This is a genomic window from Erythrobacter sp. JB2-19, assembly GCF_057365005.1.
Genome location: NZ_CP200290.1, coordinates 2,849,946 through 2,874,785, shown reverse-complemented (window position 1 = coordinate 2,874,785; position 24,840 = coordinate 2,849,946). Strand labels below are relative to the sequence as shown.

The window sequence follows — 24,840 nt, the reverse complement described above, 5'->3', positions numbered from 1 at the left end:
ATCCTCCTTTGGGGGCGCTAGGGTGGTCAAAAATCATATCCGGGTGAAAAGCCGTATTCGGCGGCTTCGGTGGCGGGCAGGCTGGCGGTAGTCATCAGCAGGCGCCGCGCAGAAAGCGGTGAGGGCGGATCGACCAGAACACTGTCCGGGTCATAGCCTTCGCCCACGACGACAAACGCAATGCCGTTCCACGCGCTTTCAAATTTGTCGCGGGTCATTGTGCGATTGCCGAGGGCTGGGTCACCGATCGCGATCCTGTCTCCGAAGACTTTGCGAGCGATGACGAAATGTTTGTAGCCGCGCACATCGATCAAGACGATGGCGGGGAATTCCAGGCTGGCGAGCTGATCGTAATCAATCCGATAGCCTTCTGCGCTCATCCCGAGAGAGGTCGCATAGGTCTTCATGTCGAGCAGCGAGAAACCCTTTTGCCGGACAAGGTCAGGATCTGCGATCTTGAGCATATTGACCAGCACCTGCCGCTCGGTCGTGGTGTGCCCATAGGCATAGTTGAATATCGTTGCGAGCACCGCTGCGCCGCAGCTAAAGTCGGCTTCTTGCCGCACGAGATGGTCGAATTTCTGGGCTTTCCAGCTGCGCGGCTGCGCGCTGATCACGGGGGAACCTGGGGAGATCTGGCCGAGCCAGACCGGTGTCTTTCCAGCCGGAGCGGTGCTGCAGGCGGAAACCATCGCCGCGCACACGCCTACCAATGCGAGTCCACGCATTTTTGACCGAAAGAGTGAATTCTGAGACATTGTAAACCTGCTCCATGCTTCGGGCAGAGGGCTTCCCTAACTCGTGCGAGCTGGGCTTTTGCGAGCGGGGGACCTTCCCCAAGCCGTTTGCGCGGCTGGGGAAGGTGGGGGAGGGGAGAAGGTAAGGTCTCCTCTCCCCCGCCCGCGCGGGCAATCGATTAGCTGCCGTCGCCAGGAGCGCCGCCGCCGCCGGCGTCACCGCCGCCTTGCGATGCTGCGATAGTCAGCGAGTTGGTTTGCTGGTTGCCGACACCAGCGGCGAAGTTCACGCCGATGTTGCCTGAGGCACCGCTGACATCGAGACCAGAGATCGAGTTAATGCTGTCTTGCTGCTCAACCCGGCTCAAAAGAGCGGTTTGAACCAGACCAGCATTGGCCTCTGCCAGATCGGCATCGTTTGCGGTGGCCAGCGTCATCAGGTTGGATTGCTGATTGAGGCTGCCTGTCGCCACGTTGACGCCGATATTGCCTGAACCCGTGATCGTCGCACCAAGAATGGTGTTGCGATCGCGGAAGTTGTTGCGGCCGCCGCCAGCTTCGGGATCATCTTCGTCGAGGAAGTCTTCAGCAGCGAATTGTGCCACACCGATCAGTGATTGCAGTCCGGTGGTGGACGCTTCTGCCCAACCGCCTGATGCTTCAGGATCGCTGTTTGCCGACACAGAAATCGACGCGCTGTTCATTTGCTGGTTGAAATAACCAGCCGCCAGGTTGACCCCGATGTTACCCGAGGAATCGACATTGAACGCGTCAACCGTGTTGATAATCGGCGCGAAGAATCCAGCGCGAATTTGCGGCTGCAATTCACCATCGAAGAAGCCGCCTGGCAGATCGCCTGGCTCGCTATAGCCCTGGCCGAAAACCGGATCGACAAATCCGTTTTCACCGTTGAGCTCATTTTCCTCGCGGTAGTTTACCACTACGCCAGTGAGGAATTGCTTCGCATCAGTGACCGCAACAGCTGAGCTGTCGACTTCGATTTCCCCCCGGAGACGAACGGCACCGCGAAGGGCGACGTCTTTCTCATAGGTGACATCGGTGGTCACACTGGTGTCGATGTTGTTCGCATAGCGCAGATCAACTTCAAGGCTGGATTCGCCGTCTTGGCCTCCAACTTCGCCGCCGTCTTGTGCCATGGCGGGGGCAGTTACGGCCAAAGCCGAAACCGCCACCGTAGCTAGCATTACCTTTTTCATAGTCCTTACTCCATTGCTTCGGTTCAAGGTTTGCCCCCGGCCGAGATGTTCAGCGCGAAGGTGTTGGCAGAGGAATTCCTCTCGCCTCCGACAACATTCACCTGCACAAGCCCGCTGTTCCCAGCGAATGCAGCGTCATCGATGTCGATGCGATCATTGCTGGTTTTGAGAGCTTGGGCTGGTGAACCCGTCGGATCTGTGGGAGCGCTCGACTGGGCGAGCATCTGGTCAGAGACCACTCCGTTGTTTCCTAGAGCCAGTGCAGCCAAATTGGCTGACTGGTTGTGTGTGCCGGCGGTGAGATTGAGGCTCACCATGCCGGTGTTGTTTGACAGCGCGCCTGCGCCGATTGTGATGGATGTTGCGCGGTCAGCGCCGCTGGGCACGTCCATCATTTGCTCGGCGCTGTGGCCGGTGATCGCGATATCGCCCATCGCCACCACGGCGCTGCCCAATTGCTGGTTCCCATCACCAGCGGCAATATTCACAGCCACGCGTCCGCCATTGTCGCTGAGCGTGTCCGCTGCGATTTCGATGCTGTCTTGCTCTGCCTCGGCTTGCCCCGCCTCGGCTGGCTGCGCCGCAAGCGGTGATGCCAAGATCGGCAGCAGCAACGCAGCGCTGCTAAGAAGGGTTCGCGCGCTTTTCATTGTCCGCTCCCCGCTGTGCGAGAGATCACGCTGAGCGCGGATGGCAGGACGCTGAGGCCGCGACCCACAATGCCGCCAGCCGAGCTCGCGCCACTTTCAGAACGGGTGAAATCGCCAGAGCTTTGCGGCCCTGTGACTGGGGTTAGTCCGATGCTGACCGCTTGGTTCGCCACATTCAGGGTGCGGGAGAGTGGGGCTGTGACACCAGCTTGGTCAGCATCGGACATCGGCTCTAGGCCGATAAGCATTGATTCCAGGATGAGTTTGGATTGATCGGGCGCAACCGTGCTGGCCTCACCTTGCGCGATGCGCCGGGTGGCCGTGCCATAGGGCACATCGCGAGCATATACGATCTCGCCAGGGTGTTGATCCTTATTGGAAGGGAACTCGCCCTCTTGCGCGGCGGCAGGGATGGCTGTGATGGCCAAAAGGCTGGCACCAGTCGCTAGGACACCAGCGCGGCCGGCAAAGCTTGGCAGTTCTTGTAGAATATACATGTCGCCTATCCCTGTTAAATACAGTGGTTCGCCAAGGTGTACGCGGCATATTTGCCGTCAGACCAAGACGAAGGAGCGATTGCTCCAGACGACCCGTTCGTTGAATATGATTGGAGTTATATGCCGATTCGTTTTCGGCCGCATCACACAGGTTTAGTAGTCAAATATGACTATAGAAATTTGTAAAAAAACGACACGTTTCAGTATATTACTGTGTAGATTAGATTTGATAGGGTGCGAGTGTCTGCCACAATTCTTCGCGCGAGCTAACGCCCAGCTTGTCATAACAATGGCGCAGGTGCGCGCGCACGGTGTGGACAGAGATATTCAGCTCCTCGCTGATCTTGGATGGGCCGTGACCACCCAGCAGCAATTCGACGATATGCGCTTCGCTTGGCGTCAGGCCAAACGCCTTTGTCAGGTCGACCAGTTCAGCGCCATGGCCGGGGCTGGCGATATGCAGGCTGACCAAAATGGTATCTTGGCAAAGCCCGGTAGCAGACAGCAATACATGACCGCGCAAGGTGTTGCAGGGAATGATGGCGCTGTCGACTGCGCCCGCGTCCAACTTCAACATGCGCTCCAGGGGTTCCTTGGCGTCGGTCTTGTTGCCGACCAACCGGCCATCTATGATCGAATAGCAGTTCAGTTCTGCAATTTTCGACTTGGCCTGCTCGCCAATGGCGATGATCGCACCAGTCCTATCGAGCATGATATGGGTGCGTTTGTTCAGCCGTTCTTGGGCAGAAAGGATCGCATCGGTGCCGTGCATGGCTCCGCTCAACGGCGGCAAGGCGGCGGGCGGCGGAACCGCACGGTTGAGTGTGTGCCCCCGACTTATGAGCGCTTGCGTGTCAATTTGCTTCATCATCTGGCATTGCCCCTCTGCGGCCAGCAGCAGCCGACCTCACGCGCACCTTACCTCACGCATCGTTCCAAAAATCGCCCATGCAGCCAGAATTGCAGCACGCCTTACCGCGTGCCGATTTCTGACCCGATGGTTATATTTTTCTCTAATTGCCCTGCCTTAAAGGTTCAGGGAACGTAGCTTGCTTGCGCCCAATGCTACATGCGCTGATGCGACATCAGAACACCCTTGAAGATTGCGCCTGTTTTGAATTGCAGTCAATGCAACTCACCTTGGATTTATAGCCATTCGTCGCAGAATTCGGGGGCTGAGGGGGCTTTTCTGATTAACAATAATGTTAATAGGCTGCGGTCAAATTTGTCGAGAATCGCAGCTTGGATGAGGGCTGGAGAGCGCGCGGAACGGGCACAGTAGACCGAATTCTGAAGTTGGGGCGCGTCACTCGATTTCCGTCTCCGCAAAGCCCTGGAATTGCGGGCACAATTTCCGCCTCGCCGGCGGAGACTCCAGAAACCGATGTTAGTTTGGAAATGGATGGTGAATGGCGCAGTCCATCTCTAACCAGTCTTGCGCGCCAATTCCCGTAAAAACGGGAGTTTAACGGGATTTTCGGCTCATTGAACGGCGCATAGTCGCCCACAACCCTCGGATTTGCACGCCTTTACGCGACTCTCCCGTGCATTCTAAAACGGGAGTGAAGTCTCTCAATAACGGGAAGCATCTCTAGGATATCGGCAAGGCGATCGTTGGAATTCGGGAATGGCAGTCCAGACATCACGCATCCGGAACCGCGCAAAGCGACGACAAGTCGCGACGAAGCCGGTCTTGCCGGTCGAGTACGAAATTGAACCCTTTGAATTCAAAGAGGGCATTATCGAGCAGTTTGCGCTCAAGCTCGATGTGGAGGACCAAACCAAAGATATTGCCTGCCAGGAACTTACTTCACTCGCCAACGCATATCGTGGCTGGAAATCGCGCCCCGCATCCTCACGCGAGATCATCAGATCACAGCTACAAGAGATCGCAAGCACAGAAACTATTGAGCAGTGGCATCGAATTCGGATTGAGTTCGATACAGATGTTCAAACAAGACTTTGGGCGGCACTGCTCTCTTCCGAGGAATGGGTTGATGGAACTTCGCCTGAGAAGTGGATGACCATCAATCCAAACATTAAGTTGCTTCGAATAGCTGCACTTCAGGCTGCCGAGATACTTTCAGCAGGCGACTATGCGAACAGAGCGCTTGTCGGTGCGGCTGGGGAACTCATCGCGATATTTGAGCGGTTTGCTAGTGAGCCTTGCAGTGTCGGACGGATTACAAGCGACAAATCGATTTCAGGTTTGACCCGGTTATTTTTCGAGCAGGTTGATCCAAGCCTACCCTGGAAGACGATCTGGAATGCATTGGACCGCGAGGCTAGAGCTAGACGACGCGCCAAGACCGCATAACTGGCCAATCCTTCAGACGCCTATTCGATTCTTAGCAAGAATGTGAATACTTCACGTGCCTTCATCTGAATGGAGGCACCAATGCTCAAAAACATCGAAGCCCTGGAAATCATCGAACTGCCGCTCGATAAGATCGAGCCCTACGACGACAATCCCCGCGATTACCCCGAAGATCAGATCGCAATGCTCAAGAAGAGCATCAAGAAGATCAGATTGCGATGCTCAAGAAGAGCGTCAACAAGCATGGGTTCAACAATCCGCTTCTGATTGCTCCTCCCGACGCCGTTTCTGGTAAGCACGAGCTGATCGCAGGCCATGCGCGCCTTCATGCAGCAAAACAGCTTGGGATGAGTACAGTCCCTGCAATCATCCTCTCCCACCTCGATGGGAATGAACGCCGCGCCTACCGGCTCGCCGACAATGCCATTGCCTTGAAAGGCGACTGGTCACTGGACCTGCTTCAAGAGGAAATGGCATTCCAGATGGAGTGGGACCTTGAATTCGACGCAGAAGCGCTTGGCTTCGAAGTGGGTGAGGCGGACGCGCTTGCAGAAGCATTCCGCAGCGAGCTCGACGAAGAGGAAGAAGAAGCACCGCCAGCTCCTTCATGTGAGCGGGATGCGATCTCAGAACTTGGAACAATCTGGCAGATTGGTCCTCATCGGATTGCACGCGGAAGCGCGCTTGATCCTGAGCTGTGGGCTGAGCTGATGAACGGTTGCGAGGCCGATGTTGTCATCAGCGACATGCCGTTCAATGTTCCTGTGAATGGGCACGTCAGTTCTTCCGGCCAGCACAGCGAGTTTGCTCAAGGGTCAGGCGAAATGAGCGAGGAAGAATTCGCTGACTTCATCCGCAAGGCATTTGAGCTTCAGGAACGCCACGCCCGCACCGGTTCGCTTTCCTATCAGTTCATCGACTGGCGTTCGATCGAGCTGATGATCCGTGAAGGACGGAATGTCTATGAGAGCCTGATCAATCTGTGCGTTTGGGTTAAATCGGCGGCGGGTATGGGATCGCTGTATAGGTCACGCCATGAGCTTGTCTGCGTGTTCCGCAAGGGTGGGGCCTCACACCAGAACAATGTTGAGCTCGGTAAGCATGGGCGGTTCCGGACCAATGTCTGGGAGTATGCAGGTTGCACCGGCTTCAGCGAAGATCGCGAAGACAACCTTGCGATGCACCCTACGGTCAAAAACACTCAGATGATTGCCGATGCAATCATGGACAGCACCGCTGCTGGCGATCTGGTCGTCGATGCCTTTCTGGGTTCTGGCAGCACTGCGCTCGCCGCTGCTCGCACTAAACGTCATTGCTACGGGATCGAGATTGATCCCCACTACGTCGACCTCGCGGTCGAACGACTGCTGAAGGAAATCGACGGCGATGCAGTCGATCAAAATGGTGATTCATTCCGCGCCCTGAGCAGCGCTGGCTGAACTTTCCCCTTTATTACTAAGCTGAAAGGACCATTCACATTGGCCAAAAACAATCGCACCCCACACGATCCGAGCAAGCCCCTTGGGCACGCAAATCCGCCGGTCGAGACCCAATTCAAGAATGGCAATCCTGGCGGTCCTGGGCGGCCGAAGGGTGAGAGCTCAGCCGAAGCGGTCCTCAGGAAGCTCTTTCGTGATCGTATCGAACTTAATGTTAGGGACAAGAAGATCACCAAGTCGATGGGCGAGGTGATCATCAAACGCGCTCAGAAGATGATCATCGAAGGATCTGACACCTCATTCTTCAGGATGCTGGAGCTGTACGAAAAGTACGGGCCGGAAGAAGAGCCCCCCGAAGAAGTGCGTCCGGGAAATTTGGAAGTGCTCGGAATTGAGTTTATCTCTGTATTCCTGTGTATCCTGACAAGGGCACAGGTCTATATCGATAAGGAGATCGGGGACGACGTTCCGCCAATGGACCCAAAGATCCTCAGCCAGGCGCTTGGCAGGTACGAATTCTATGCCGCAAGCGATGGTCATATCGCTCTGCGCCGCCTCGAAGACGAGAATGTTGTCGATGATCCGTACCTCCTCGAATGAGTGACGTCTCACTGCTAGTCAGTCACACGACCTGTCCATTCGCTAGAACCAGTCGGTATTGAAGGTAATGCCTCGGCCATCTTGATTGTCGACACACCAAGGGAGGACCTGACCTTCGAGCTTCGCACTAGGCTTGCGAACTGCCACCTGACCTGTGGGCCCAGCAATTGATCGATATTCATCGATCAGCACCTCACATTCAGCTCGGCTTATGTCGGTGCGCACACGAACAGTTACGCGAGCGTTGTTCTCATAGAGCGGCTCGCGATCAATAGTGTGATCGGGAAGCGGTGGGCCTGAATTGCAACCTGAAGCGACAAGCATTGGAAACGCCATGCCAGCGAACAATCGCGACTTGACCCTAGTCATTGGCCGCACCCCTGATTGCCTTGATCTCTTCGTTTGAAATCTGCGGGCAGCCTCGCGCCTTCTCCACCTGCCTTTCATAGATGTCCTTGAACTCGGGCATGCGCGACAGCCGGGTGTCGATCTCGACGCCATCACCATAGTCCTTCGCAAAAGCGACCTGTCGGTCAAAGCCGCCAAAGCCGTTACGAGCCCGGTAGGAGATCGTTGTGATCCAACCCTCTTCGTTCTCGGTGACCTCACAAACACGCAGGTCTCTCAAAGACTCTGGCTCCCGGAGCTCTCGGTCAAGGGCGTAGACAATCTCCGCAGTCGCTTCTTGCTGCAGCCCTCCTTCCACAGCGGTTGAAAGAAGTAGTGCTGCCAAGATCATAGTTGCGCTCCTGTAGTCGATAAGTGACATCAACTACTGCTCGCTTAGCCCACGCAGCCAAGTAAAAATGTCACTTATCGTCTGTAGATTGATCAGCGACATACGCCTCAACTGTGGACGTGGATATTCGTCAACGCCTCGCCGCAAACTTGCGCAAGCTCCGTCTTGAGAAAGGTTGGAGCCAGGAGGAATTTGCGCATCAGGCCGATATCCATAGGACTTACATCAGCGACTTGGAGAGGGCAGCGCGCAATCCATCGATTGATGTCATCGAAAGGTTGGCGAAGACTCTTGCTGTGAAAGCAGGCCAGCTTGTAGACTAGGGTAAGTCTTATCGCGACTTGCCTATTCAAGAATTGGCCGTGTCCCGTGTTTACTGCTCGATCCACCCGCGTGGGTTGGTCTCCATCTCTGCTCGCTTCTCTGCCAGCGCAGCCGCCATGACGGCTGCCAACTCAGGGTTATGCAGCGAGGTATCGTAAGCTTCTCGCTGGTCAAGTTCGAGATTGATCAGCCACGGTCCTTCCGCCGATGAAAAGGCGAACGGCATATTCATCGGACCATAGTTGACGTTGCGCACGCCATGATACTTGTGCGTCGCGTTTCTGAGCGCGAGCGCCTCATCAACCGCGAAGTAATAGAGATATTCATGCGGGGTGCCCGCGTTGTCCTCGAGCATCGATGCAATCGAACGACCATCAATGATGCGATCCTTGGGCAGTGATAGCCCAAGCCAATCCGCTAACGAAGGCAAGAGATCGATACCCATAGCCATATCCGATAGCTCTTGTCCGGCTTCGAGACGCGCAGGCCAATGGATAATAAATGGCACCCTCATGCCGCCCTCCCAAGTCTTGCCCTTGCGGCCTCGCAATGCAGAGGGATCGCCTTGCCACCAAGGGCCGTTGTCGCTGGTGATTATGATGATTGTATCCTCGAGCGCATCAGCCTGCTCGAGAGCGGCGACTATGCGCCCGACACCATCATCAAGAGACTCGATGACATCGCCATAAAGGCCAGCTTGAGAATGTCCTTCATGACCAGCTTCGACATGGAGAGGAACGTGTGGGAAATTATGCGCGAAGTAGAGGTAGAACGGCGCTTCGCTGTTTCCGGCTTCTCGCTCGATGATACCTATCGCCTCTTGGGTGTAGAGCGCATCTAGCTTGGTTTGGTCAACGGGGTGCTCAACCTCGATCTCTTTGTCGCGGTAGAGCGCAAAAGGCTCCATATCGTTGCTGTGCAGTGAGCCGAAAAAGCTCTGAAAACCAAAGTCGTTCGGTAAGGAGGGGCTGCTCTCTCCGACATGCCATTTACCGACCATGGAAGTCCGATAGCCAGCGGCGCCTAGCATGTCTGCAATAGTGATTTCCTCAGCAGGAAGGCGAACATTCAGGCCGTTCAGCTTGGTCACTGCGCTGAGTGGGCTTGTGCCAGGGAACACGACATTTGAAAGGCCAGCACGGGGCGGCATCCGGCCGGTGAGAAACCCTGCACGCGATGGAGTGCATACGGGCGAAGGAGAGTAGAAGTGGGTGAGTTTGATCCCGCCGTCGGCCAATGCGTCAATATTCGGCGTTGCGATGGCCTGAGCGCCAAAGGCACCGATGTCGCCATATCCCAGATCATCATAGAGGATGAATATGATGTTCGGGCGCTTGGATCTGTCTGACAGATCAGCCCTCTCCGATTCCTGTTCTAGCTTTTCGAGGTATTCCTGCTTGAATGCCAAGTGCGTTTCATCATCCGATTGACTGTAGAACAAGAGCGTTCCACCAACCCAGATAAGAGCGACCACTACGAGTAAAGCCGGAAGCAGCAAGACGAGGCCAAGTCGTTTTAGCCATTTGCGCACGATCGCCATTACCATCTCCTATTCGGATCCCACCAACTCGGCTTGCACGGTATCGCCCGCATCACTGTTTTCGTCCGATCCAACGTTCCCAAAGGTCAATCCGTGCCCAAACTCGAACAACGGATTGGCGCTGTCATACGGAACATCTTCAAACTGGGCCTCAACCGCCGCCATTGATGAAGGAAGCTCAAAAGGCAGCTTGCCCGAGGGCTCGAACTTGCCAAACACCAGTTCGAGCAAGACAGCATCGCTCACGCCGAAACTGCCAATCACAGCAGCACTGCTATCGGCGATTTCAGGAAACACCGCCGGCCGATCCAAGTAGATATCGAGGATCAGCGGCACCTGACCAGCCAGGTCGATCAGCCGCCGCCTCTCAGGCTCCGCGAAACTCAGATCACCTGCATGCATGATGCTTTCGAACAATCCCTCACGCGGCTCATAGGGAGCATTCGTACGAACAATAGCGAAATCAGCTTCTTCGGGGCTTTCAACCAGCTGCGCGTATTGGCCTGCTACTCCTGGATCGACATTCTCGACATAGAGTTTCGGTTTTCCTTGCAACGGAAGGGTCGGAGCGCCCGGCTCTTGACCATTCTTGAGAAGAACCAGTGATCGCCGCTGCGCCTCAAGGCCAGCTGCTACAAAGTCTGCGTTTCCGACAAGTTTCTTGGCTGCGTCTGCATCGACATAAGGATTGTCGAACAGTCCGAGGCGGAATTTGTCCCGCAATATCCGTCGCACCGACCGATCGATCCGCCGCTCGCTGATTGAGCCTTCGCGGACCAGTTCGACCAGAAGCTCTGGGATCTCCTCCCCTCCAAGCATGTCATTACCCGCTTCGATGATCTTCAACATGCGCTCTTTGGGAGTGAGGTCTTCAACACCCCATGCCCGCGCTGGCAGCACAGTGAATGCGCCGAGGATCTCCGTGTCCGAGATCAATCCCCAATCCGTGCAAACGACGCCGTCAAAGCCATAGCGTTCGCGCAGCAAGCCGGTGATGATCGCTTTGCTATAGGCAAAACCGACATTCTCATCGGTCTGACCCATGGGAATGCCATAGTACGGCATGATCTGAGCGGCTCCCGCTGGGAATGCACCCTCTTCAAACGGTATAAGGTGATAGTCGAAATTGTCGCCAGGATAGACCTGTTCACGCCCATATTCGAAATGGGCGTCCTCTCCGTTCTCTTGCGGTCCTCCACCGCTAAAGTGCTTGACCATAGTGGCAACGCTTTGCGGGCCTAGCTCCTCGCCTTGCATCCCCAAGACATAGGCTTTGGTCAGAGCTGCAGACAAATTTGCGTCCTCGCCAAATGTAGTCGCAATGCGGGCCCAGCGCGGCTCTGTCGCGAGATCGGCGGTCGGGTGCAAAGCCAAATGCAATCCCACAGCGCGATATTCTTGCCGCGCCATATCTGCGAATTCGCGAACCAGCTCGGGATCGTTCATTGCCGCCAGGCCAATCGGGTCGGGCCATTGCGAAAAGGCTCCTGCTGGAAGGGCCACGCCGCCACCAGTGGTAACCCCATGCCTCGGGTCCGTTGCCAGCGTGACCGGTATGCCAAGTCTTGTGCGCTCAGCGGCGACTTGCAGCGCATTTGACCAAGCCACGAATCTCTCGACGTCCTCGACCGGCACAGCCAAGCTGAAATGATTCATTTTCTTCGCGATCAGGAGTTCACTATTCGTGGAGAAGACTAGGCTTTGCGGGTCCGACAAACTTAGGCTTTCAGACAGTTCGCCATCGGAACTGACCGTCGTGAAGTTAATGAACATGAGGCCCGCTTTTTCCTCAAGCGTCATTTGGCTCAGCAAGTCTTCGACCCGATCATCCACGGGCGCTCTAGCGTCTTCATACGCGTCGAGTTCGCCATTCTTATTGAGGTCGCGGAAGGAAAGACCGTCAACATCGATCACCTCGGCACGCTCTCCAAGCTCGGCCAAATTGGACCGGGACTGCATCGCGGAGGAAACCCAAAGTCCGCCGATCGCAAGCAGTACGAGCACTGCTATCGCGACGACTAGTAAGCCAATTCCTTTGACTACTTTGCGCGCCATTCTAGATTCCCCTGCTTACGTTGGACTTGCTCACTGAGCCGATCAGGCCCTGCATTCTCGATTGCCCGCACCTTTGGCTGCCACGAATGTGATTGAATGCGGTGCCAGATTAGCGCCATTTTGGATCAGTGGAGATAAGCCAATTATCGTTCCGTCATCCGTCATCTTTGGCTTCGATTGATTGATGAGCACGTCTTCAGATGCGAGTTCGGAAGCGGTCAGGCTATAGACCTCCACCTCTCTGCCAAGCGCAATGGAATGAGCATCGTCTCCCAGATTGAGAATTGCCAATCCAACCCCGCCATCATCCTTTGGCAAACAATGGGCGAACATCCGCAGCTCAGATGATGGCGAAGACGGGGAGGCAAGAACGGTTGAACCCATCGTTCGGCGCCACAGCAATGCAGCCCAGTAGTTGGGGCGCGGCTCCAATGTATCTTCATCAATCAACGCATAGTCGGATGCGGCCAGTGTATTGTGCATGACAACTTGGACACCGAGCTGGGCTAGCTTGCCCTGTTGGTTCACATATCGGAAACTGTCAGTGAATGACGCCGCCCAAGGGCTTCCTCCACATGCAGCTTGTGCTGTTTCGGTAAGCCAGATCGGCTTTCCGGGTTCATGCTCGTCTCGTTGTGCCGAATAGAACTGATGGTCAGCAAGCGTCCGGTCTAGCCATTCAGGCAAAAGGACATCGTCGAAACTGGCCACATCGACGCCCAAACCTTCACAACGCTCCGACACTGCGCCGTAGAAATGATACGAGAAGGCATCGACGCTATCCGGATTGAAGCTCAACATGTCAGAAGTGCTAAGGAAGGCTGACTGCGCAGCGACTGGAATGCTCCCGAAGATTGCCCCTTCGCCTACGCTGCCGGGGCCAAGGATGGTCAATTCGGGCGCGTTGGCTCTAGCCCAGTTGCGGAAGATTGCGAAGTCTCTGCCGTAGTCACCAGCGCTATAGCCTGCCGGGAAACGGCCAAGCGCAGTGGCGTTGGGTTCGTTCGCAAACTCGGCAGCAGCAATTTCTCCGCCAGCCTCGCGCGTTAGATCGAGCAGTCTTTGGGCCTGCTCTGTTTGCCAGTGCACCGCTTTCGTCTCGTGCCCCGGCAGTGATAGCGAAGCTGGTTACGATCTTCGCATCAACGTCCTGCGCGAAGGCGACAAGGCCCAGCCACTGGTCTCGGGTAAGGACTTGCTCAAAGCCACTCGGCGGAGCTTCGAAAGCCTCGTTCTCAACTTGAACATAGGTGCTGTTGGCCCATGTGCCACTCACTCGGACATAGGCCGGGCCAAGATGGCGAGCGAGATTGCGCAGGCGCTGCGAAGAGAGGTCCATCGGAGGACGCATCCGATAACGCTCACCATTGCGATTGGCGTAGGGAGCCCAAAAGCGTCCTCCAGTGACTTCGACCATTTCGACGTTGTAGGACTGGAAGCGTTCGTCGACCGAGGCTACCTCTTCAAGCGTTGCAAGGTCTAGCTCAGGCCCTGTCGCTTGAGGTGACACGCAAGCGGTTGTTGCCAGTGCACTTGCAGACACAGCAATGCCCACGAACGGACGGCAAATGGAGTGATTCAGTTGAGCGCCTCTGATAGTCGGTGCCAGCATTCCCTTATCCCGCGTCATCCATCTCTCCCTTTCTAATTATGCTCAGAGCGCGAGCGTAAACCCGCCATTCACTGGATACGTCTGCCCACTGATCCATGAACTCGCATCAGAGGCGAGGAAGAGCGCCATGTTGGCGATGTCATCGGGTTCGCCCGGACGCCGGACGATGTAGCGAGAGAACATCTTCTTCACCCGTTCTGCGTCGGCCAATTGCGCTTCAATCGCCGGGGTGCGGGTCGCAGAGATCGCTATGCAGTTCGCGTTGACCTGAAACCGTGCGGCGGTGCGTGCGACGCTGCGCATAAAGCCTGCCGCACCGGCTTTCGCGCCGGCATACATTTCAAGTCCCGCATCGCCATTACGGGCTGCATCAGAGATAATGGTGATGATACGGCCCGGAGCGTTTCGCTCGATCAAACCTGGCATGACGGCAGCGGTGCAATTCATAACGCCATAGAGATTGACGCCGATCGACTGGTTCCAAACGTCTGGTCCGGTTTCCCAGAACGGTTTCATCACATCTGCGGTCGGGTTTGCACCCATATTGCCAGCATTGTTGATCAACGTCCCGACCGGACCCAAGTCAGCTTTGACTTTCGCAAACATGGCTTTGACCGCATCGAAATCGGTAACGTCCGACTGAACGGCAATCGCCTTGCCACCCTCGGCTCGAATTTCTTCTACAACGGCTTCAGCTCTATCGAGATGGTAATCGTTCACGGCGACGCCGCCGCTATTGTGCGCAGACAGGTGAAGGGCGATCTGTCGGCCCACACCTTGCCCCGCGCCAGTTACCAGTGAAACGCGGCCTGATTGATCGAGAATATCTTTGTCCATTTGGTGAGGTCCTTCGGTAACCGTTCGTTTCGATTTATGACGTCGACACTGTGCCGTTCGCGATAAGTTGTTCGATCTGCGCGGAGCTGTAACCGGCGTCAGAAAGAACTTTCTTCCAGTCATGTCCCCTTGGCGGAACCGCTCGCGGAGCGGCGCTGGCATCGCGTGAAAATTCCGGTGCGGGTTTGGCCTGCAAAACGTCGTCCACTCGGTGATAGACTTCCCGGTGCGCCATATGAGGATGCTGCGCCGCTGCATCAGGGGCAAGGACTGGGGCAAAGCAGCTGTCCGTGCCTTCGAGAAGCGATTGCCAATGCGCGCGCGGTTGTTTTGCAAATAGCTGCGTGAGTTCATCGCGTAACTCGGGCCAGAGGGCCGGATTGAACTGCCCTTTTGTAAAGCGCTCATCTGCGCCAAGCCCAAGCCGTTCTATGAGTTCAGCGTAAAACTGCGGTTCAAGCGGAGCAATATTGATCCAGCCGCCATCGGCGCAGCGATAGCTTTGCCCAGCCCAATGCGAGCTGTCGAACGCCTGGGCATCTCTGACGAAACCGCCGCCCGTCGCCGCCACCATAGACAAAAGCAGATTGAGCAGATTTGCCGATCCATCGACGATCGCGGCATCGACAACCTGGCCCTGTCCGCCTGACCTCACGCTTAGCACGCCAGACAGGATCCCGAGCGCCAGATAAAGCGCACCACCAGCGATATCGCCCAGCACTGTAGAAGGCGCCTGCGGCGCGCTGCCGGATGCCCCGGCATACCAAAGCGCCCCTGATAGGCCTGTGTAATTGCTATCGTGTCCGGCGGCGTTGGCGAGCGGACCCGTCTGTCCCCAGCCGGTCATTCGCCCATAGACCAGCGCTGGGTTGCGCTCGAGACACACGCCTGGGCCGAGACCCAAACGCTCCATCACGCCGGGGCGCATTCCTTCGATCAACGCGTCTGCACCGGAAAGCAGTTCGAGCACGACCTCTGCCGCTTCAGGTGCTTTAAGGTCGAGTACGATCGAGCTCTTGCCCCGATGATAAATCTGCTGAGGCCGAGCTTTGCCGATGTCTGCGGCAGGGCGCTCAATCGCGATGACCTCCGCCCCTAAGTCGGCAAGCAACATGCCGCAAAACGGCCCCGGACCAATGCCGGAGATCTCAATAATCCTTACGCCGGCAAGAACACCCGTCATTTTAACAATTGCCGCGCCATCACCCGGTATTTGTGCACTTCGGTCGGCCCTTCATAAATACGGGCCAGCCTTTGGCCATCGAACCAATGGGCGAGTGGACTCTCATATGTTCCGCCCGCCCCGCCGTGGATTTGGATTGCACGATCGATGACCTTGTTCACCATTTCGGTGCAGACCATCTTGATCATGCTTGCTTCAACCCGTGTGTCGAGGCCTTGATCTGCTTTTTCAGCACAAGCATACATCAACAACCGGTTCTGTTGGATCTCGATCCAGCTGTCGACAATCATCGACTGGATAGCCTGCTTTTCGCTCAATGCGCTCCCGAAAGCGTGACGCGTTTTGGCATAGTCCACCATCATGTCGTAACAACGCTGGGCGATACCCAGAGCGCGTGCACCGACTTCGAAGCGGGCGGCAGACAGGGCTTTCTGAGCCCCCTTAAAGCCTGCACCTTCGCCTCCGATCAAGGAAAGCTCGTCAACCTTGCAATCGTCGAAAATCAACTGGTGTGTTTTGAACTGACCCAGCATAGAAATTTCGCGTGCCGTGATACCCGGATTGTCTGTCTCGACAGCAAACATGGAAATGCCGGCGGCTCCCTTACCCTTTTCGGTACGAGCGACGACGAATACATAATCTGCATGGGCAAAGTTGCTGATCCAGATCTTGTCGCCATTGATAACCCAGCCGCCGCCATCGGCGTCGCGAGTTGCCTTGGTGTTGACGGACATGGCCGGGTCGGCGCCGCCACTCGGCTCTGTCTGAGCGAAGCAATGCCGCTTTTCGCCAGCAAGAAGCGGGTCAAGATACAGCTTCTTCTGCTCGCCTTCCAACCCGTAGAGATTGGTTAGCGTACTGCTTCCACCAAATTGGAGCTCGGCCAGGCACTTACATTTCTCTTCAAAGATGGCGAGGTAGGTGACAATCGGCAGTTCAATTCCGCCAAGCGATTCTGGAGCTGTTAGCCCCCAGAGACCAGCCGCCTTTGCAGCGTCGCGTCCCGGTCGAAAATCCTCAGGGACAAGCGTTTCGCCCGCCAATATGCGCCTTTCGAGCGGCATCTGGTGATCTTTGACCAATCGCCGGACCAGTTCGACAATCGCAGTCGTTTCTTCCGAGAATTGATACATGCGCGAATTTCCTCACCCAATGGGACATTGTTCTTGACTCATCATCAAGCATGATACTTGTTGGCCGTCAAATATATTGTCATCCGGGGAAACACGGCTGATCATGGGGAAATGCGACGCAGCGTTGAACAGAGGCCGCTGGCGCGTTTGGGAGAGAACAATGCACCTTGGAACGCACTTTGACCGCGCCATTGCGGCCTTTGGAGATAAGGAAGCGATTATCGATGGAGCTGATCGGATAAGCTACGATCAGCTGGGCGAGAGCGCGACCCGGTTGGCCAATGCAATGATCGCAGATGGCGTTAAGATGGGAGACCGCGCGGCAATCCTTATGCCCAATTGTCATCAGGCGATTGCCGTCGATGGTGCGATTATGAAGACCGGGATTGTGAAGGTGCCGCTGAATGCACGTGTTTCGGCCGGCGAACTCAAGGGTATGCTTGAGGACAGCGGCGCCTCGATCCTGTTCACCCATGCTGGCTTGGCAGATCTTGCTAGGGCAAGCCTTGAGGGCGTCGACGGCGTAAGCAAGGTCGTGGTCGTTGGCGAGGTTGATCCAGGACTCGGTTGGACTGACTTTGAGGCTTTCAAGAACGGGGGAAGCGCCGATCCGATCACAGCAGAGTTAGACAAGGATAGCCTCTACAAGCTTGCCTATACATCCGGGACCTCAGGCGTTCTCAAGGCGGCTATGCTAACGCATGGCAATTGGATTTGCCTCACTCGGGCCTATCTCATCGCGCAGGGCGTTGATGCAACGGAGCCGAGGCTTTCGGCCTATGTAGCGCCAATCACACATGCCGCTGGCGGACAGATATTGGCAAACATGTTGTCCGGTAGAAGCAATCTGCTCCTCACAAAATTCGAGCCGTCTGACTTTTTGCGGATCGTCGAGGAGTACAAAGTCACAGACGTGCTGTTGGTCCCGACGATGATCAACATGCTCCTCGAATGCCCCGATATCAAAACCCGCGATCTCTCTTCGCTTGCCAAGATAACTTACGGAACAGCGCCGATGGCCCCTGAACGTATCAAGCAGGCGATTGCAGCTTTTGGGCCGGTTCTGTCGCAAGGTTACGGGCAGACAGAATCGACGGCAGTGATTTCAAGCCTTGGATTGGAGGATCATCTGGCGGTCAACGATCCTTCACTCGCGCATCGACTGACATCAGCGGGGAGGCCCTCTTTCGAGGCCGATATTCGCATAGTCGATGAAGACGGGGGCGACGTCCCGGCCGGTGATATTGGCGAGATCATCGTGCGAGGTGACATGGTGATGAAAGGCTATTGGAACGCGCCTGAACTTACCGCCGATACGATCAAGGACGGTTGGCTTTACACCCGCGACATGGGCCGGATTGATGGCGACGGGTATTTGTATCTGGTCGATCGCAAATCCGACATGATCATTTCGGGCGGCTTCAATGTCTATCCAGCCGAAGTCGAGAATGCATTGATGGAACACCCAGCCGTTTTCGAGGCTGCTGTCGTCGGAGTTCCAGATGATAAATGGGGTGAAGCGGTCAAGGCGGTTGTCGTGATCAAAGCTGATACAAGCGAAGAAAAATTGGTCGCACATTGCTCTGAGCGGCTCGCGCGTTTCAAAGCTCCACGAAGCGTCGATTTTGTCGATGCCCTACCCAAAAGCGCGGTTGGCAAAACCCTAAGGCGGGTTGTGAAAGAGCGGTATTGGGAAGGACAAGAGCGCCGCGTGCATTGAGCAGTTAGGGATCAACACAATGGCATCTGAACGCTCTCGTTTTCGCATGGCCAACTGGGCCCTCCTATCCGCCGTCTGTTTCTGGCTCTTTGGTGCCGCAGCCTTGGCACAAAGTCAGCCTAGCGTGGAAACCAAATCCGGAGAGGTCATTGGGCAATCCAATGACGGGATTGAATCCTTTTTGGGCATCCCCTTCGCGCCCTCGACTGAAGGGGAAGGACGGTTCATGCCGCCCGGTGCGCCGCCCGTCTGGAACGTGCCATTGGAAGCCACAAGCTTCGGGCCAGCCTGCCCAAGCGTTGACCCAACGCGCGGCAATATCAGGATCGAAAACTCAAGCGAGGATTGCCTCTCTTTGAACATCTGGAGACCGGAAGGCGACATAAGCGATCTCCCGGTGATGGTCTGGATCCACGGTGGCGGATATCAATTCGGTTCAGCGCGAACCGAAGTCATAAACGGCGAGCGGTTGGCGAGACGCGGCAAAATGATCGTGGTGACCATTCAGTATCGGCTTGGGATCTTAGGGTGGATGGATCTCACTCATCTGGGCGGAGATGCCTATCGCACCAGCGGCAATAATGGCGTGCTCGATCAGGTCGCTGCCCTGCGCTGGATCAACGACAATATATCGACCTTTGGCGGCGACCCCCAAAACGTCACCATCTTTGGCGAATCCGCAGGGGCCGTATCGGTCGGCACCTTACTCAACACCAAGCTCGCGCGCGGTTTGTTCGCAAGGGGGATTATCCAATCGGGCCATCCGTTCATCCTGACGACTAAGAAAGAGTCAGCGTTCGTAACGCGCAGTATCATGGAGGAAGGCGGGCTCGAAACGGTTGCGGATTTGAAGGCTCTGAGCGCTGAAGAGATTTTGGATCTTCAGACATCATATCTTTCAGGGCCAGGGCAAGGCTACACTTTGGGCTCGTTTCTACCGAGTCTGGATGGAGAAATTTTGACCGAATTCTATGGTGAGAATTTGGCAGACACTGACTTCACTCCGGTGCCTGTGATGATTGGCACCAATCGCGATGAGTTTCGTAATTGGGCGCATCTAAACGGCATAGCTAGACTGCCTTTCGATTTTTACCAGCCTTGGCTCGACGCGCTTACCGGTGGGCGAAGCGCCGCTGTTTACAATGCCTACAAATCAGAGCGTCCAAGCTTAAGCGATGGCGAGTTTGGCATGGCGGTGATGGGAGACGCTCTCTTCAGAATGCCAAGCATTCGTCTTGCCGAAAAGATGAGCGCGAATGGGCATCCGGTGTGGATGTACCTATTCGAATTTGAAACGAATGTCCCTGGCAGCAAGGTGGGCAGCCCCCATGCAATGGATATACCGATCGTCTTCGGAAATCTGGATGCGCCGCAAACCAGACAGCATCACATTTTAGTGACTGACGAGAACGGCCAATCCTTGCAACAATTCTCCGACCGGGTTCAGGATGCGTGGATAGCCTTTGCCCGCAGCGGCGATCCCAGCACTAACTCTTTAGGTGAATGGCCATCCTATGATGCGCAGACACGCGCGACGATGGTGCTGAATCTGGAAAGTAGAGTTGAGAAAGACCCGGTAAGTGCAGAACGCAAGATTTGGGACCGCGTGGCCTTTGATGGAGTTAATCCATCTGCGCATCACTCTCAGCCCACGTCGCACGCCGACACAAAGCTAACACTGGGTACGATCATGGCAGTGATGGGGCCTTTGCGGCTAGCAATGTGGGGCATCGGCACCTTGTTGGTCGGATTGATTGGCGCCTGGGCGCTGCGACAGTTGTTTTTCAGGCGTAAGAAAGTAGCCAACTAAGGTCACTAGGTAATCGGCCACACAGTCATCGAACAACATAAGTGTGTTCTGATACTCGCAGTCTCCCGCGAAACGACGTGCAAGAATCTTCGAACTCGTAGGGGTCACACGGGACTTGCTGCACATATTGTCTAACAAACAAATATATATTGCCTGATCAACAAATATGTATAGGCTCGCACTTACTGAGCGCACAATGAACATCAAAAGATGTCTTGCGCCGGCTTTTGGGAGAAGAGTTTATGCGTGGAATTATCCTTTCATCCGTAGCACTTGCTGCCTTGGCGCTACCAATGGCGGCACATGCGCAAGACAATGATGAAGAATCAGCAGACAGTGCTGATGAAAATGTGATTGTGGTCACAGCCCAGCGCCGTGATCAGAATTTGCAAGAAGTACCAATCTCGGTGACCGCTTTTAGCGGGGAAGCGCTGGAGCAAGCACGCATCACTGACGTCATTGATCTGCAGACGTCGACACCCGGTTTTCAGGCATCGACTGCCAACCGCCCAGCGACTTCGAGCTCTTTCTTTCTACGCGGCTTTGGCACGGCCGGTAGCGATCCCGGGATTGAGGCTGCCGTTGGCCTGGTGATCGATGATGTTTATCGCGCAAGATCTGGCAATGGCTTGGGCGATTTAGTCGATATCTCCGGCCTGGAAGTGCTGCGCGGTCCGCAAGGCACGTTGTTCGGAAAGAACACGACGGCTGGTGTTATCAAAGTGACAACTCGGCGTCCTAACCTCAGTGATTTCGAAGGTTTTGGAGAGTTGACGGTCGGCAATCATGACCTTGTTCGTTTCCGCGGAGCGACCAATGTTCCAGTCGCTCAAGACAAAGCTGCTTTGCGCTTCAGTTTCGGTTATCAGAACCGCGACGGCTTCGTAGATGATCCCTTGCGCGACACATCTTACAATGATCGCAATCGTTTCACGTTTTCAGGCAAGTTGCTTTGGGAGATTTCGCCCGGATTTGAGGCATATATTATTGGCGATTACTCTGAAATAGATGAATCGTGCTGCCAATCTGTGCGCTTTTCCAATCCCGATAATCCTTTGCCCACGCTCGGCGCTATGCTTGCGGCTGCCAATGGAGCAAGCTTCCCTAATCCTGCGACGCCGACCGAGTTCACGACTTCGGTCAATCGTCCGGTGATTAACACGAACAGAGATCGCGGGATCCAGCTTCAGCTCAATATCGATTTGGGCGGTGCTGAGCTTTCATCGGTAACCGCGTATCGCAATTTTGATGACTTCACCACCAACGATGTTGATTTCTCCGGTCTGGACTTGCTCGGGCAACAAATTGATTTTGGGATCCGGACCTTTACCCAGGAAATTCGTTTGCAGGGCGATGCGTTTGATGGTCGCCTAGACTGGTTGGTTGGCGGATTCTTTGCGGATGAAAGGATTGATACCGCGGGGAATATCTCAATTGGCAGCGATCTTAATGCTTGGGCCGGTTTCCTTGGACTTCCTCCGATCTATCCGGCGCAAGAAGCTGCGTACGGCAATGTCGCGCGTCAGGATGCCACCAGCTTCTCGATCTTCACGCACAATATTTTTGAAATCGCGGATGGTTTGAAGCTTACCGTAGGCCTGCGTTGGACGAGGGAAGAGAAGGATGCGGTCCAAACTCCCTTCTTTGACAACCCCGCTTCGAATCTGCCGGTTACCGGTTTTGCGCCAATCGGGTTTGAGTCATTCCCATATACAGAGTCGTTTAACCAAAGTGACTTTTCCGGCACCGCATCGCTTAGTTACCAGTTCACGCCAGATATCATGGCTTACGCAAGCTATTCGCGTGGCTTTAAAGCGGGCGGTATAGCGCTTGGCCGCGATTCTGCGGGACGACAATTTTCTGTTAATCCAGCCTGTTCGCCTAACAATACGGTCGCATTTATGGGCGGGCCACTAACTGTGTTCGCGTGCGACCCGCTTGATCCGACCTTCGAGGATGAGACCGTTGATTCCTACGAATTGGGACTTCGTTCGCAGTTCTGGGATCGGCGGATCACGTTTAACCTTACCGCGTTCCGCGCCGATATCTCAGACCTTCAGCAAAACACCTTCACCGGTACGGGCTTCTTTGTATCTAATGCAGGTAGTGCCCGAAGCCAGGGACTCGAAATCGAAGCAGCGGCAAGAATCTCGCCAAACTTAAGTCTGGGTGCAAATGTCAGCTACCTCGACACTGAATTTGGTGCCGAGGTGCCAAGTGTTGCAAATGGGGAACCTCCTCTGGGAGGACAGAACCTAGGCGCGGCCCCAGAGTGGAGTGGAGCTGTCTTTGCCAGCCTTGAGCTGCCATTGTCTGACAGGCTCGAATTTTTCGCGCGGCCAGAATATTACTTTCAGTCCTCGACCTTCACCAGCACCCGCGTTGCCAGCGACGGCAGTGAACTCACAGTCGATGGCTATGGTTTGCTGAATGTTTCAGCTGGCCTCAATATCGGTGAACAGTTCCAGGTCTCGGCATTTTGCCGCAACTGCACGGACGAGGTCTATAACAGCTTGATTTTCTCGTCAGTGTTCCAGCCGGGATTCAGGGACGGCTTCCTCGGCAATCCTGCTGAATATGGTATTTCACTAAAGTTCGATTGGTAGAAGACGCAAATGCCGCTGCTCCAAACTCGCAGACCTTCTAACTAGCTCTCCACTGTGGCCCGGTTCCCTTTCTCCGGAACCGGGCCATTTCCTTGAGCAGAACGGCAGGCAATCGGTTGCTTGAGATAATACTCTAAAGATCAATTAGATAGACTTATCGCATCAGTTTAATCTTGTTGAACAACAAGTAAGCATATGACAAAAAAGAGCTCGTAATATTTGACTTAGGAGAGTCGCCATGAGCGATGTAAGAACAGCCAATTCTAATGAGGCAATGGCGGAAGCGCCCACGCCACGCACGGTCGAATATTGGGCTTCTGAGAAACCGGACGCGCCGGCCCTGGTAGAGGGCGAAAAATCGCTGACTTACGGCGATTGGAATGTGCAGGCTAACGCGATCGCGGAAGGTTTTGCGCGACTAGGAGTTGAAGCGGGCGACGTTATCGTCACTCGCCTGCAAATACGGTTGGAGTGGGCCATCATCGCGTCAGCTGCAGCAAAACTTGGCTGTTCAATCCTAGGTCTAAACTGGCGGCTTACACCCAGTGAGGTGAATTACGTCCTGACCAACAGTGATGCCAAAGTGCTGATCTGTGACGATCCTGATCCGGCGGCACTGCTACCTGCATTCGAAGGTGTTCCGCTCAAGCTTAAGGTCTCGATCGAGGTCCAGGCGGATGAGTTTGTTTCCTACGAAGAGCTGATCGCGGACGAGGCCCCTGAACGTTTTTCCAAAGGCGAGGCACCGCTGATCATCTACACCTCCGGCACGACCGGCCTGCCGAAGGGCGTGAATATGAGTCCGGGTGAAGGCGCGGACATGCAAAAGATCATGGAATATTTCCAATCGATGGCTGCCGCCCGGCCGCAGTTACCCGGCGATGTGGTTCTCATCTCGATGCCGATGCATCATGGCGCAGGGCCAGTGGCTCGTGCGCGGAACTTTGGCGAGCGGCAACACTGGGGTTTTACAGCAGCGTTTCGATCCCGAAGGCACTCTCCAATTGATGGAGCAACACAAGGTCACATTCTGGACCGGCGTGCCGACCATGTACAAACGGATCAATGGCCTGCCAGAAGAGACACTGAACAAATACGACGTGTCTTCGCTCCGCTCGCTTGGCGTTGGTGCAGCCCCTGTTCCGACGTCGCTAAAGGAGTGGATCCGTTCGTTCTTCGGTGAAGTTTTGCACGAAAGCTATGGCGCGACCGAAGTAGGCATGATCAGCAATTTGGCTCCTGAGGAGCAAAAGCTAAAGCCGGGATCATCGGGCAAACCGCACAAACACGTGCTCATCGAAATCCGCGATGAGGATGGCAATGTGCTTCCCGCTGGAAAAGCTGGCGAGATCTGGATCAATACACCTGTCACCATCCGCAACTATGTGAATGCTAACCTGCTGGACAGTGATACGCTGGATGAGCGCGGCTACTTCCGTGTCGGAGATGCAGCGATGCTTGACGAGGATGGCTATATCTACATCACGGACAGGGTCAAAGACATGATCATATCGGGCGGCGTAAACATCTATCCAGCCGAAATCGAGGCGGCTCTCATTCGCCATTCCGATATTCAGGACGTTGCAGTGATCGGCGTGCCGGACGAAGAATTCGGCGAGAAGGTGATGGCCTTTGTCGAACTCAAGCCGGGCAGAAGCTTGGGCGAAGATCAGCTGCGCGACTTCGCAAGCGAACATCTTGCGTCATACAAAAGACCGCGCGTCATAGAGTTTCGTGACGAATTGCCGCGCAACACCATGGGCAAGCTGCTGAAGAAGGATTTGCGGGCGCCCTTCTGGGAAGGCCGCGAGCGCGCGGTTTGAT

At 55.3% G+C, this 24,840-nt stretch carries 22 protein-coding genes and 1 pseudogene; 10 read left to right on the top strand and 13 right to left on the bottom strand.

Annotation, left to right across the window (positions count from 1 at the left end):
• Positions 1 to 26 precede the first annotated feature (26 nt).
• The 5 genes from AC0V6O_RS13725 to AC0V6O_RS13705 form a co-directional block, all read right to left on the bottom strand.
• Positions 27 to 728: a C39 family peptidase gene (locus tag AC0V6O_RS13725; protein ID WP_472639844.1), complete on the bottom strand. Its 702-nt coding sequence runs from the start codon at positions 726 to 728 to the stop codon at positions 27 to 29.
• Between the two features lie 188 nt (positions 729 to 916).
• Entirely contained in the window at positions 917 to 1,954 is a 1,038-nt protein-coding gene (locus AC0V6O_RS13720; protein WP_472639843.1) for a hypothetical protein, read from the bottom strand.
• Between the two features lie 23 nt (positions 1,955 to 1,977).
• Positions 1,978 to 2,604, bottom strand: a complete 627-nt coding sequence (locus AC0V6O_RS13715; protein WP_486144858.1) for a hypothetical protein — start codon at positions 2,602 to 2,604, stop codon at positions 1,978 to 1,980.
• Entirely contained in the window at positions 2,601 to 3,101 is a 501-nt protein-coding gene (locus tag AC0V6O_RS13710; RefSeq protein ID WP_486144856.1) for a hypothetical protein, read from the bottom strand. Before AC0V6O_RS13710 ends, AC0V6O_RS13715 begins: the two co-directional genes overlap by 4 nt.
• A gap of 220 nt (positions 3,102 to 3,321) precedes the next feature.
• A complete protein-coding gene (locus AC0V6O_RS13705) occupies positions 3,322 to 3,972 on the bottom strand; it encodes a helix-turn-helix transcriptional regulator (protein WP_472639839.1) in 651 nt (216 codons plus the stop codon).
• Between the two features lie 822 nt (positions 3,973 to 4,794).
• Here AC0V6O_RS13705 and AC0V6O_RS13700 point away from each other — a divergent pair.
• From AC0V6O_RS13700 to AC0V6O_RS13685, 4 genes are all read left to right on the top strand, one after another.
• The gene (locus tag AC0V6O_RS13700; RefSeq protein ID WP_486144854.1) at positions 4,795 to 5,418 is read left to right on the top strand and encodes a hypothetical protein; all 624 of its coding nucleotides are present in this window, start codon (positions 4,795 to 4,797) and stop codon (positions 5,416 to 5,418) included.
• 81 nt (positions 5,419 to 5,499) lie between these two features.
• Positions 5,500 to 5,685, top strand: coding sequence for a hypothetical protein (locus AC0V6O_RS13695; protein ID WP_486144852.1), 186 nt, complete (start codon positions 5,500 to 5,502; stop codon positions 5,683 to 5,685).
• The gene (locus AC0V6O_RS13690) at positions 5,637 to 6,857 is read left to right on the top strand and encodes a DNA modification methylase (protein ID WP_486144850.1); all 1,221 of its coding nucleotides are present in this window, start codon (positions 5,637 to 5,639) and stop codon (positions 6,855 to 6,857) included. Before AC0V6O_RS13695 ends, AC0V6O_RS13690 begins: the two co-directional genes overlap by 49 nt.
• Before the next feature lie 39 nt (positions 6,858 to 6,896).
• Entirely contained in the window at positions 6,897 to 7,457 is a 561-nt protein-coding gene (locus AC0V6O_RS13685) for a DUF5681 domain-containing protein (protein ID WP_486144848.1), read from the top strand.
• Between the two features lie 42 nt (positions 7,458 to 7,499).
• Here AC0V6O_RS13685 and AC0V6O_RS13680 read toward each other — a convergent pair whose 3' ends face one another.
• Positions 7,500 to 7,826 carry a hypothetical protein gene (locus tag AC0V6O_RS13680; RefSeq protein WP_486144846.1) on the bottom strand — a complete coding sequence of 109 codons (327 nt, stop codon included), beginning with the start codon at positions 7,824 to 7,826 and terminating at the stop codon, positions 7,500 to 7,502.
• Positions 7,819 to 8,196 carry a hypothetical protein gene (locus AC0V6O_RS13675; RefSeq protein ID WP_486144844.1) on the bottom strand — a complete coding sequence of 126 codons (378 nt, stop codon included), beginning with the start codon at positions 8,194 to 8,196 and terminating at the stop codon, positions 7,819 to 7,821. The genes AC0V6O_RS13680 and AC0V6O_RS13675 overlap by 8 nt, the downstream gene beginning before the upstream one ends.
• A gap of 113 nt (positions 8,197 to 8,309) precedes the next feature.
• Here AC0V6O_RS13675 and AC0V6O_RS13670 point away from each other — a divergent pair, with 113 nt between their 5' ends.
• Complete coding sequence (locus tag AC0V6O_RS13670; protein ID WP_486144842.1) at positions 8,310 to 8,519, top strand: helix-turn-helix domain-containing protein; 210 nt, start codon at positions 8,310 to 8,312, stop codon at positions 8,517 to 8,519.
• Positions 8,520 to 8,569: 50 nt separating this feature from the next.
• Here the strand turns inward: AC0V6O_RS13670 and AC0V6O_RS13665 are convergent, their stop codons facing one another.
• The 6 genes from AC0V6O_RS13665 to AC0V6O_RS13640 form a co-directional block, all read right to left on the bottom strand.
• Positions 8,570 to 10,060, bottom strand: a complete 1,491-nt coding sequence (locus tag AC0V6O_RS13665) for a sulfatase family protein (protein ID WP_486144840.1) — start codon at positions 10,058 to 10,060, stop codon at positions 8,570 to 8,572.
• Between the two features lie 9 nt (positions 10,061 to 10,069).
• Entirely contained in the window at positions 10,070 to 12,115 is a 2,046-nt protein-coding gene (locus tag AC0V6O_RS13660) for a glycoside hydrolase family 3 protein (RefSeq protein ID WP_486144838.1), read from the bottom strand.
• Positions 12,116 to 12,157: 42 nt separating this feature from the next.
• Positions 12,158 to 13,204 (bottom strand): glycosyl hydrolase family 79 N-terminal domain-containing protein, encoded by a 1,047-nt coding sequence (locus AC0V6O_RS13655; protein ID WP_486144836.1) that lies wholly within the window; start codon positions 13,202 to 13,204, stop codon positions 12,158 to 12,160.
• Between the two features lie 565 nt (positions 13,205 to 13,769).
• Positions 13,770 to 14,564 (bottom strand): SDR family NAD(P)-dependent oxidoreductase, encoded by a 795-nt coding sequence (locus AC0V6O_RS13650; RefSeq protein WP_486144834.1) that lies wholly within the window; start codon positions 14,562 to 14,564, stop codon positions 13,770 to 13,772.
• 34 nt (positions 14,565 to 14,598) lie between these two features.
• Entirely contained in the window at positions 14,599 to 15,747 is a 1,149-nt protein-coding gene (locus tag AC0V6O_RS13645) for a CaiB/BaiF CoA transferase family protein (RefSeq protein ID WP_486144832.1), read from the bottom strand.
• Positions 15,744 to 16,880 (bottom strand): acyl-CoA dehydrogenase family protein, encoded by a 1,137-nt coding sequence (locus tag AC0V6O_RS13640; RefSeq protein ID WP_486144830.1) that lies wholly within the window; start codon positions 16,878 to 16,880, stop codon positions 15,744 to 15,746. The genes AC0V6O_RS13645 and AC0V6O_RS13640 overlap by 4 nt, the downstream gene beginning before the upstream one ends.
• A gap of 160 nt (positions 16,881 to 17,040) precedes the next feature.
• On the opposite strand from AC0V6O_RS13640, the gene AC0V6O_RS13635 reads away from it, so the two are divergent.
• From AC0V6O_RS13635 to AC0V6O_RS13615, 5 genes and pseudogenes are all read left to right on the top strand, one after another.
• Complete coding sequence (locus AC0V6O_RS13635) at positions 17,041 to 18,600, top strand: class I adenylate-forming enzyme family protein (protein ID WP_486144828.1); 1,560 nt, start codon at positions 17,041 to 17,043, stop codon at positions 18,598 to 18,600.
• A gap of 124 nt (positions 18,601 to 18,724) precedes the next feature.
• Entirely contained in the window at positions 18,725 to 20,410 is a 1,686-nt protein-coding gene (locus tag AC0V6O_RS13630; RefSeq protein ID WP_486144826.1) for a carboxylesterase/lipase family protein, read from the top strand.
• Between the two features lie 242 nt (positions 20,411 to 20,652).
• Entirely contained in the window at positions 20,653 to 23,016 is a 2,364-nt protein-coding gene (locus tag AC0V6O_RS13625; protein ID WP_486144824.1) for a TonB-dependent receptor, read from the top strand.
• A 238-nt stretch (positions 23,017 to 23,254) separates the two neighbouring features.
• A pseudogene (locus tag AC0V6O_RS13620) lies at positions 23,255 to 23,926 on the top strand (AMP-binding protein); the annotation flags it as partial.
• Entirely contained in the window at positions 23,898 to 24,839 is a 942-nt protein-coding gene (locus AC0V6O_RS13615; protein ID WP_486145637.1) for a class I adenylate-forming enzyme family protein, read from the top strand. The pseudogene AC0V6O_RS13620 and the gene AC0V6O_RS13615, both read left to right, overlap by 29 nt.
• Position 24,840: the final 1 nt, after the last annotated feature.

What these genes read in the sequence shown, in the direction of transcription:
- AC0V6O_RS13725 (WP_472639844.1), bottom strand. Translation starts at nt 728, where the DNA reads ATGCGTGGACTCGCATTGGTAGGCGTGTGCGCGGCGATGGTTTCCGCC.
- AC0V6O_RS13720 (WP_472639843.1), bottom strand. Translation starts at nt 1,954, where the DNA reads ATGAAAAAGGTAATGCTAGCTACGGTGGCGGTTTCGGCTTTGGCCGTA.
- AC0V6O_RS13715 (WP_486144858.1), bottom strand. Translation starts at nt 2,604, where the DNA reads ATGAAAAGCGCGCGAACCCTTCTTAGCAGCGCTGCGTTGCTGCTGCCG.
- AC0V6O_RS13710 (WP_486144856.1), bottom strand. Translation starts at nt 3,101, where the DNA reads ATGTATATTCTACAAGAACTGCCAAGCTTTGCCGGCCGCGCTGGTGTC.
- AC0V6O_RS13705 (WP_472639839.1), bottom strand. Translation starts at nt 3,972, where the DNA reads ATGATGAAGCAAATTGACACGCAAGCGCTCATAAGTCGGGGGCACACA.
- AC0V6O_RS13695 (WP_486144852.1), top strand. Translation starts at nt 5,500, where the DNA reads ATGCTCAAAAACATCGAAGCCCTGGAAATCATCGAACTGCCGCTCGAT.
- AC0V6O_RS13690 (WP_486144850.1), top strand. Translation starts at nt 5,637, where the DNA reads ATGCTCAAGAAGAGCGTCAACAAGCATGGGTTCAACAATCCGCTTCTG.
- AC0V6O_RS13680 (WP_486144846.1), bottom strand. Translation starts at nt 7,826, where the DNA reads ATGACTAGGGTCAAGTCGCGATTGTTCGCTGGCATGGCGTTTCCAATG.
- AC0V6O_RS13675 (WP_486144844.1), bottom strand. Translation starts at nt 8,196, where the DNA reads ATGATCTTGGCAGCACTACTTCTTTCAACCGCTGTGGAAGGAGGGCTG.
- AC0V6O_RS13665 (WP_486144840.1), bottom strand. Translation starts at nt 10,060, where the DNA reads ATGGCGATCGTGCGCAAATGGCTAAAACGACTTGGCCTCGTCTTGCTG.
- AC0V6O_RS13660 (WP_486144838.1), bottom strand. Translation starts at nt 12,115, where the DNA reads ATGGCGCGCAAAGTAGTCAAAGGAATTGGCTTACTAGTCGTCGCGATA.
- AC0V6O_RS13650 (WP_486144834.1), bottom strand. Translation starts at nt 14,564, where the DNA reads ATGGACAAAGATATTCTCGATCAATCAGGCCGCGTTTCACTGGTAACT.
- AC0V6O_RS13645 (WP_486144832.1), bottom strand. Translation starts at nt 15,747, where the DNA reads ATGACGGGTGTTCTTGCCGGCGTAAGGATTATTGAGATCTCCGGCATT.
- AC0V6O_RS13640 (WP_486144830.1), bottom strand. Translation starts at nt 16,880, where the DNA reads ATGTATCAATTCTCGGAAGAAACGACTGCGATTGTCGAACTGGTCCGG.
- AC0V6O_RS13635 (WP_486144828.1), top strand. Translation starts at nt 17,041, where the DNA reads ATGCACCTTGGAACGCACTTTGACCGCGCCATTGCGGCCTTTGGAGAT.
- AC0V6O_RS13625 (WP_486144824.1), top strand. Translation starts at nt 20,653, where the DNA reads ATGCGTGGAATTATCCTTTCATCCGTAGCACTTGCTGCCTTGGCGCTA.
- AC0V6O_RS13615 (WP_486145637.1), top strand. Translation starts at nt 23,898, where the DNA reads ATGTGGTTCTCATCTCGATGCCGATGCATCATGGCGCAGGGCCAGTGG.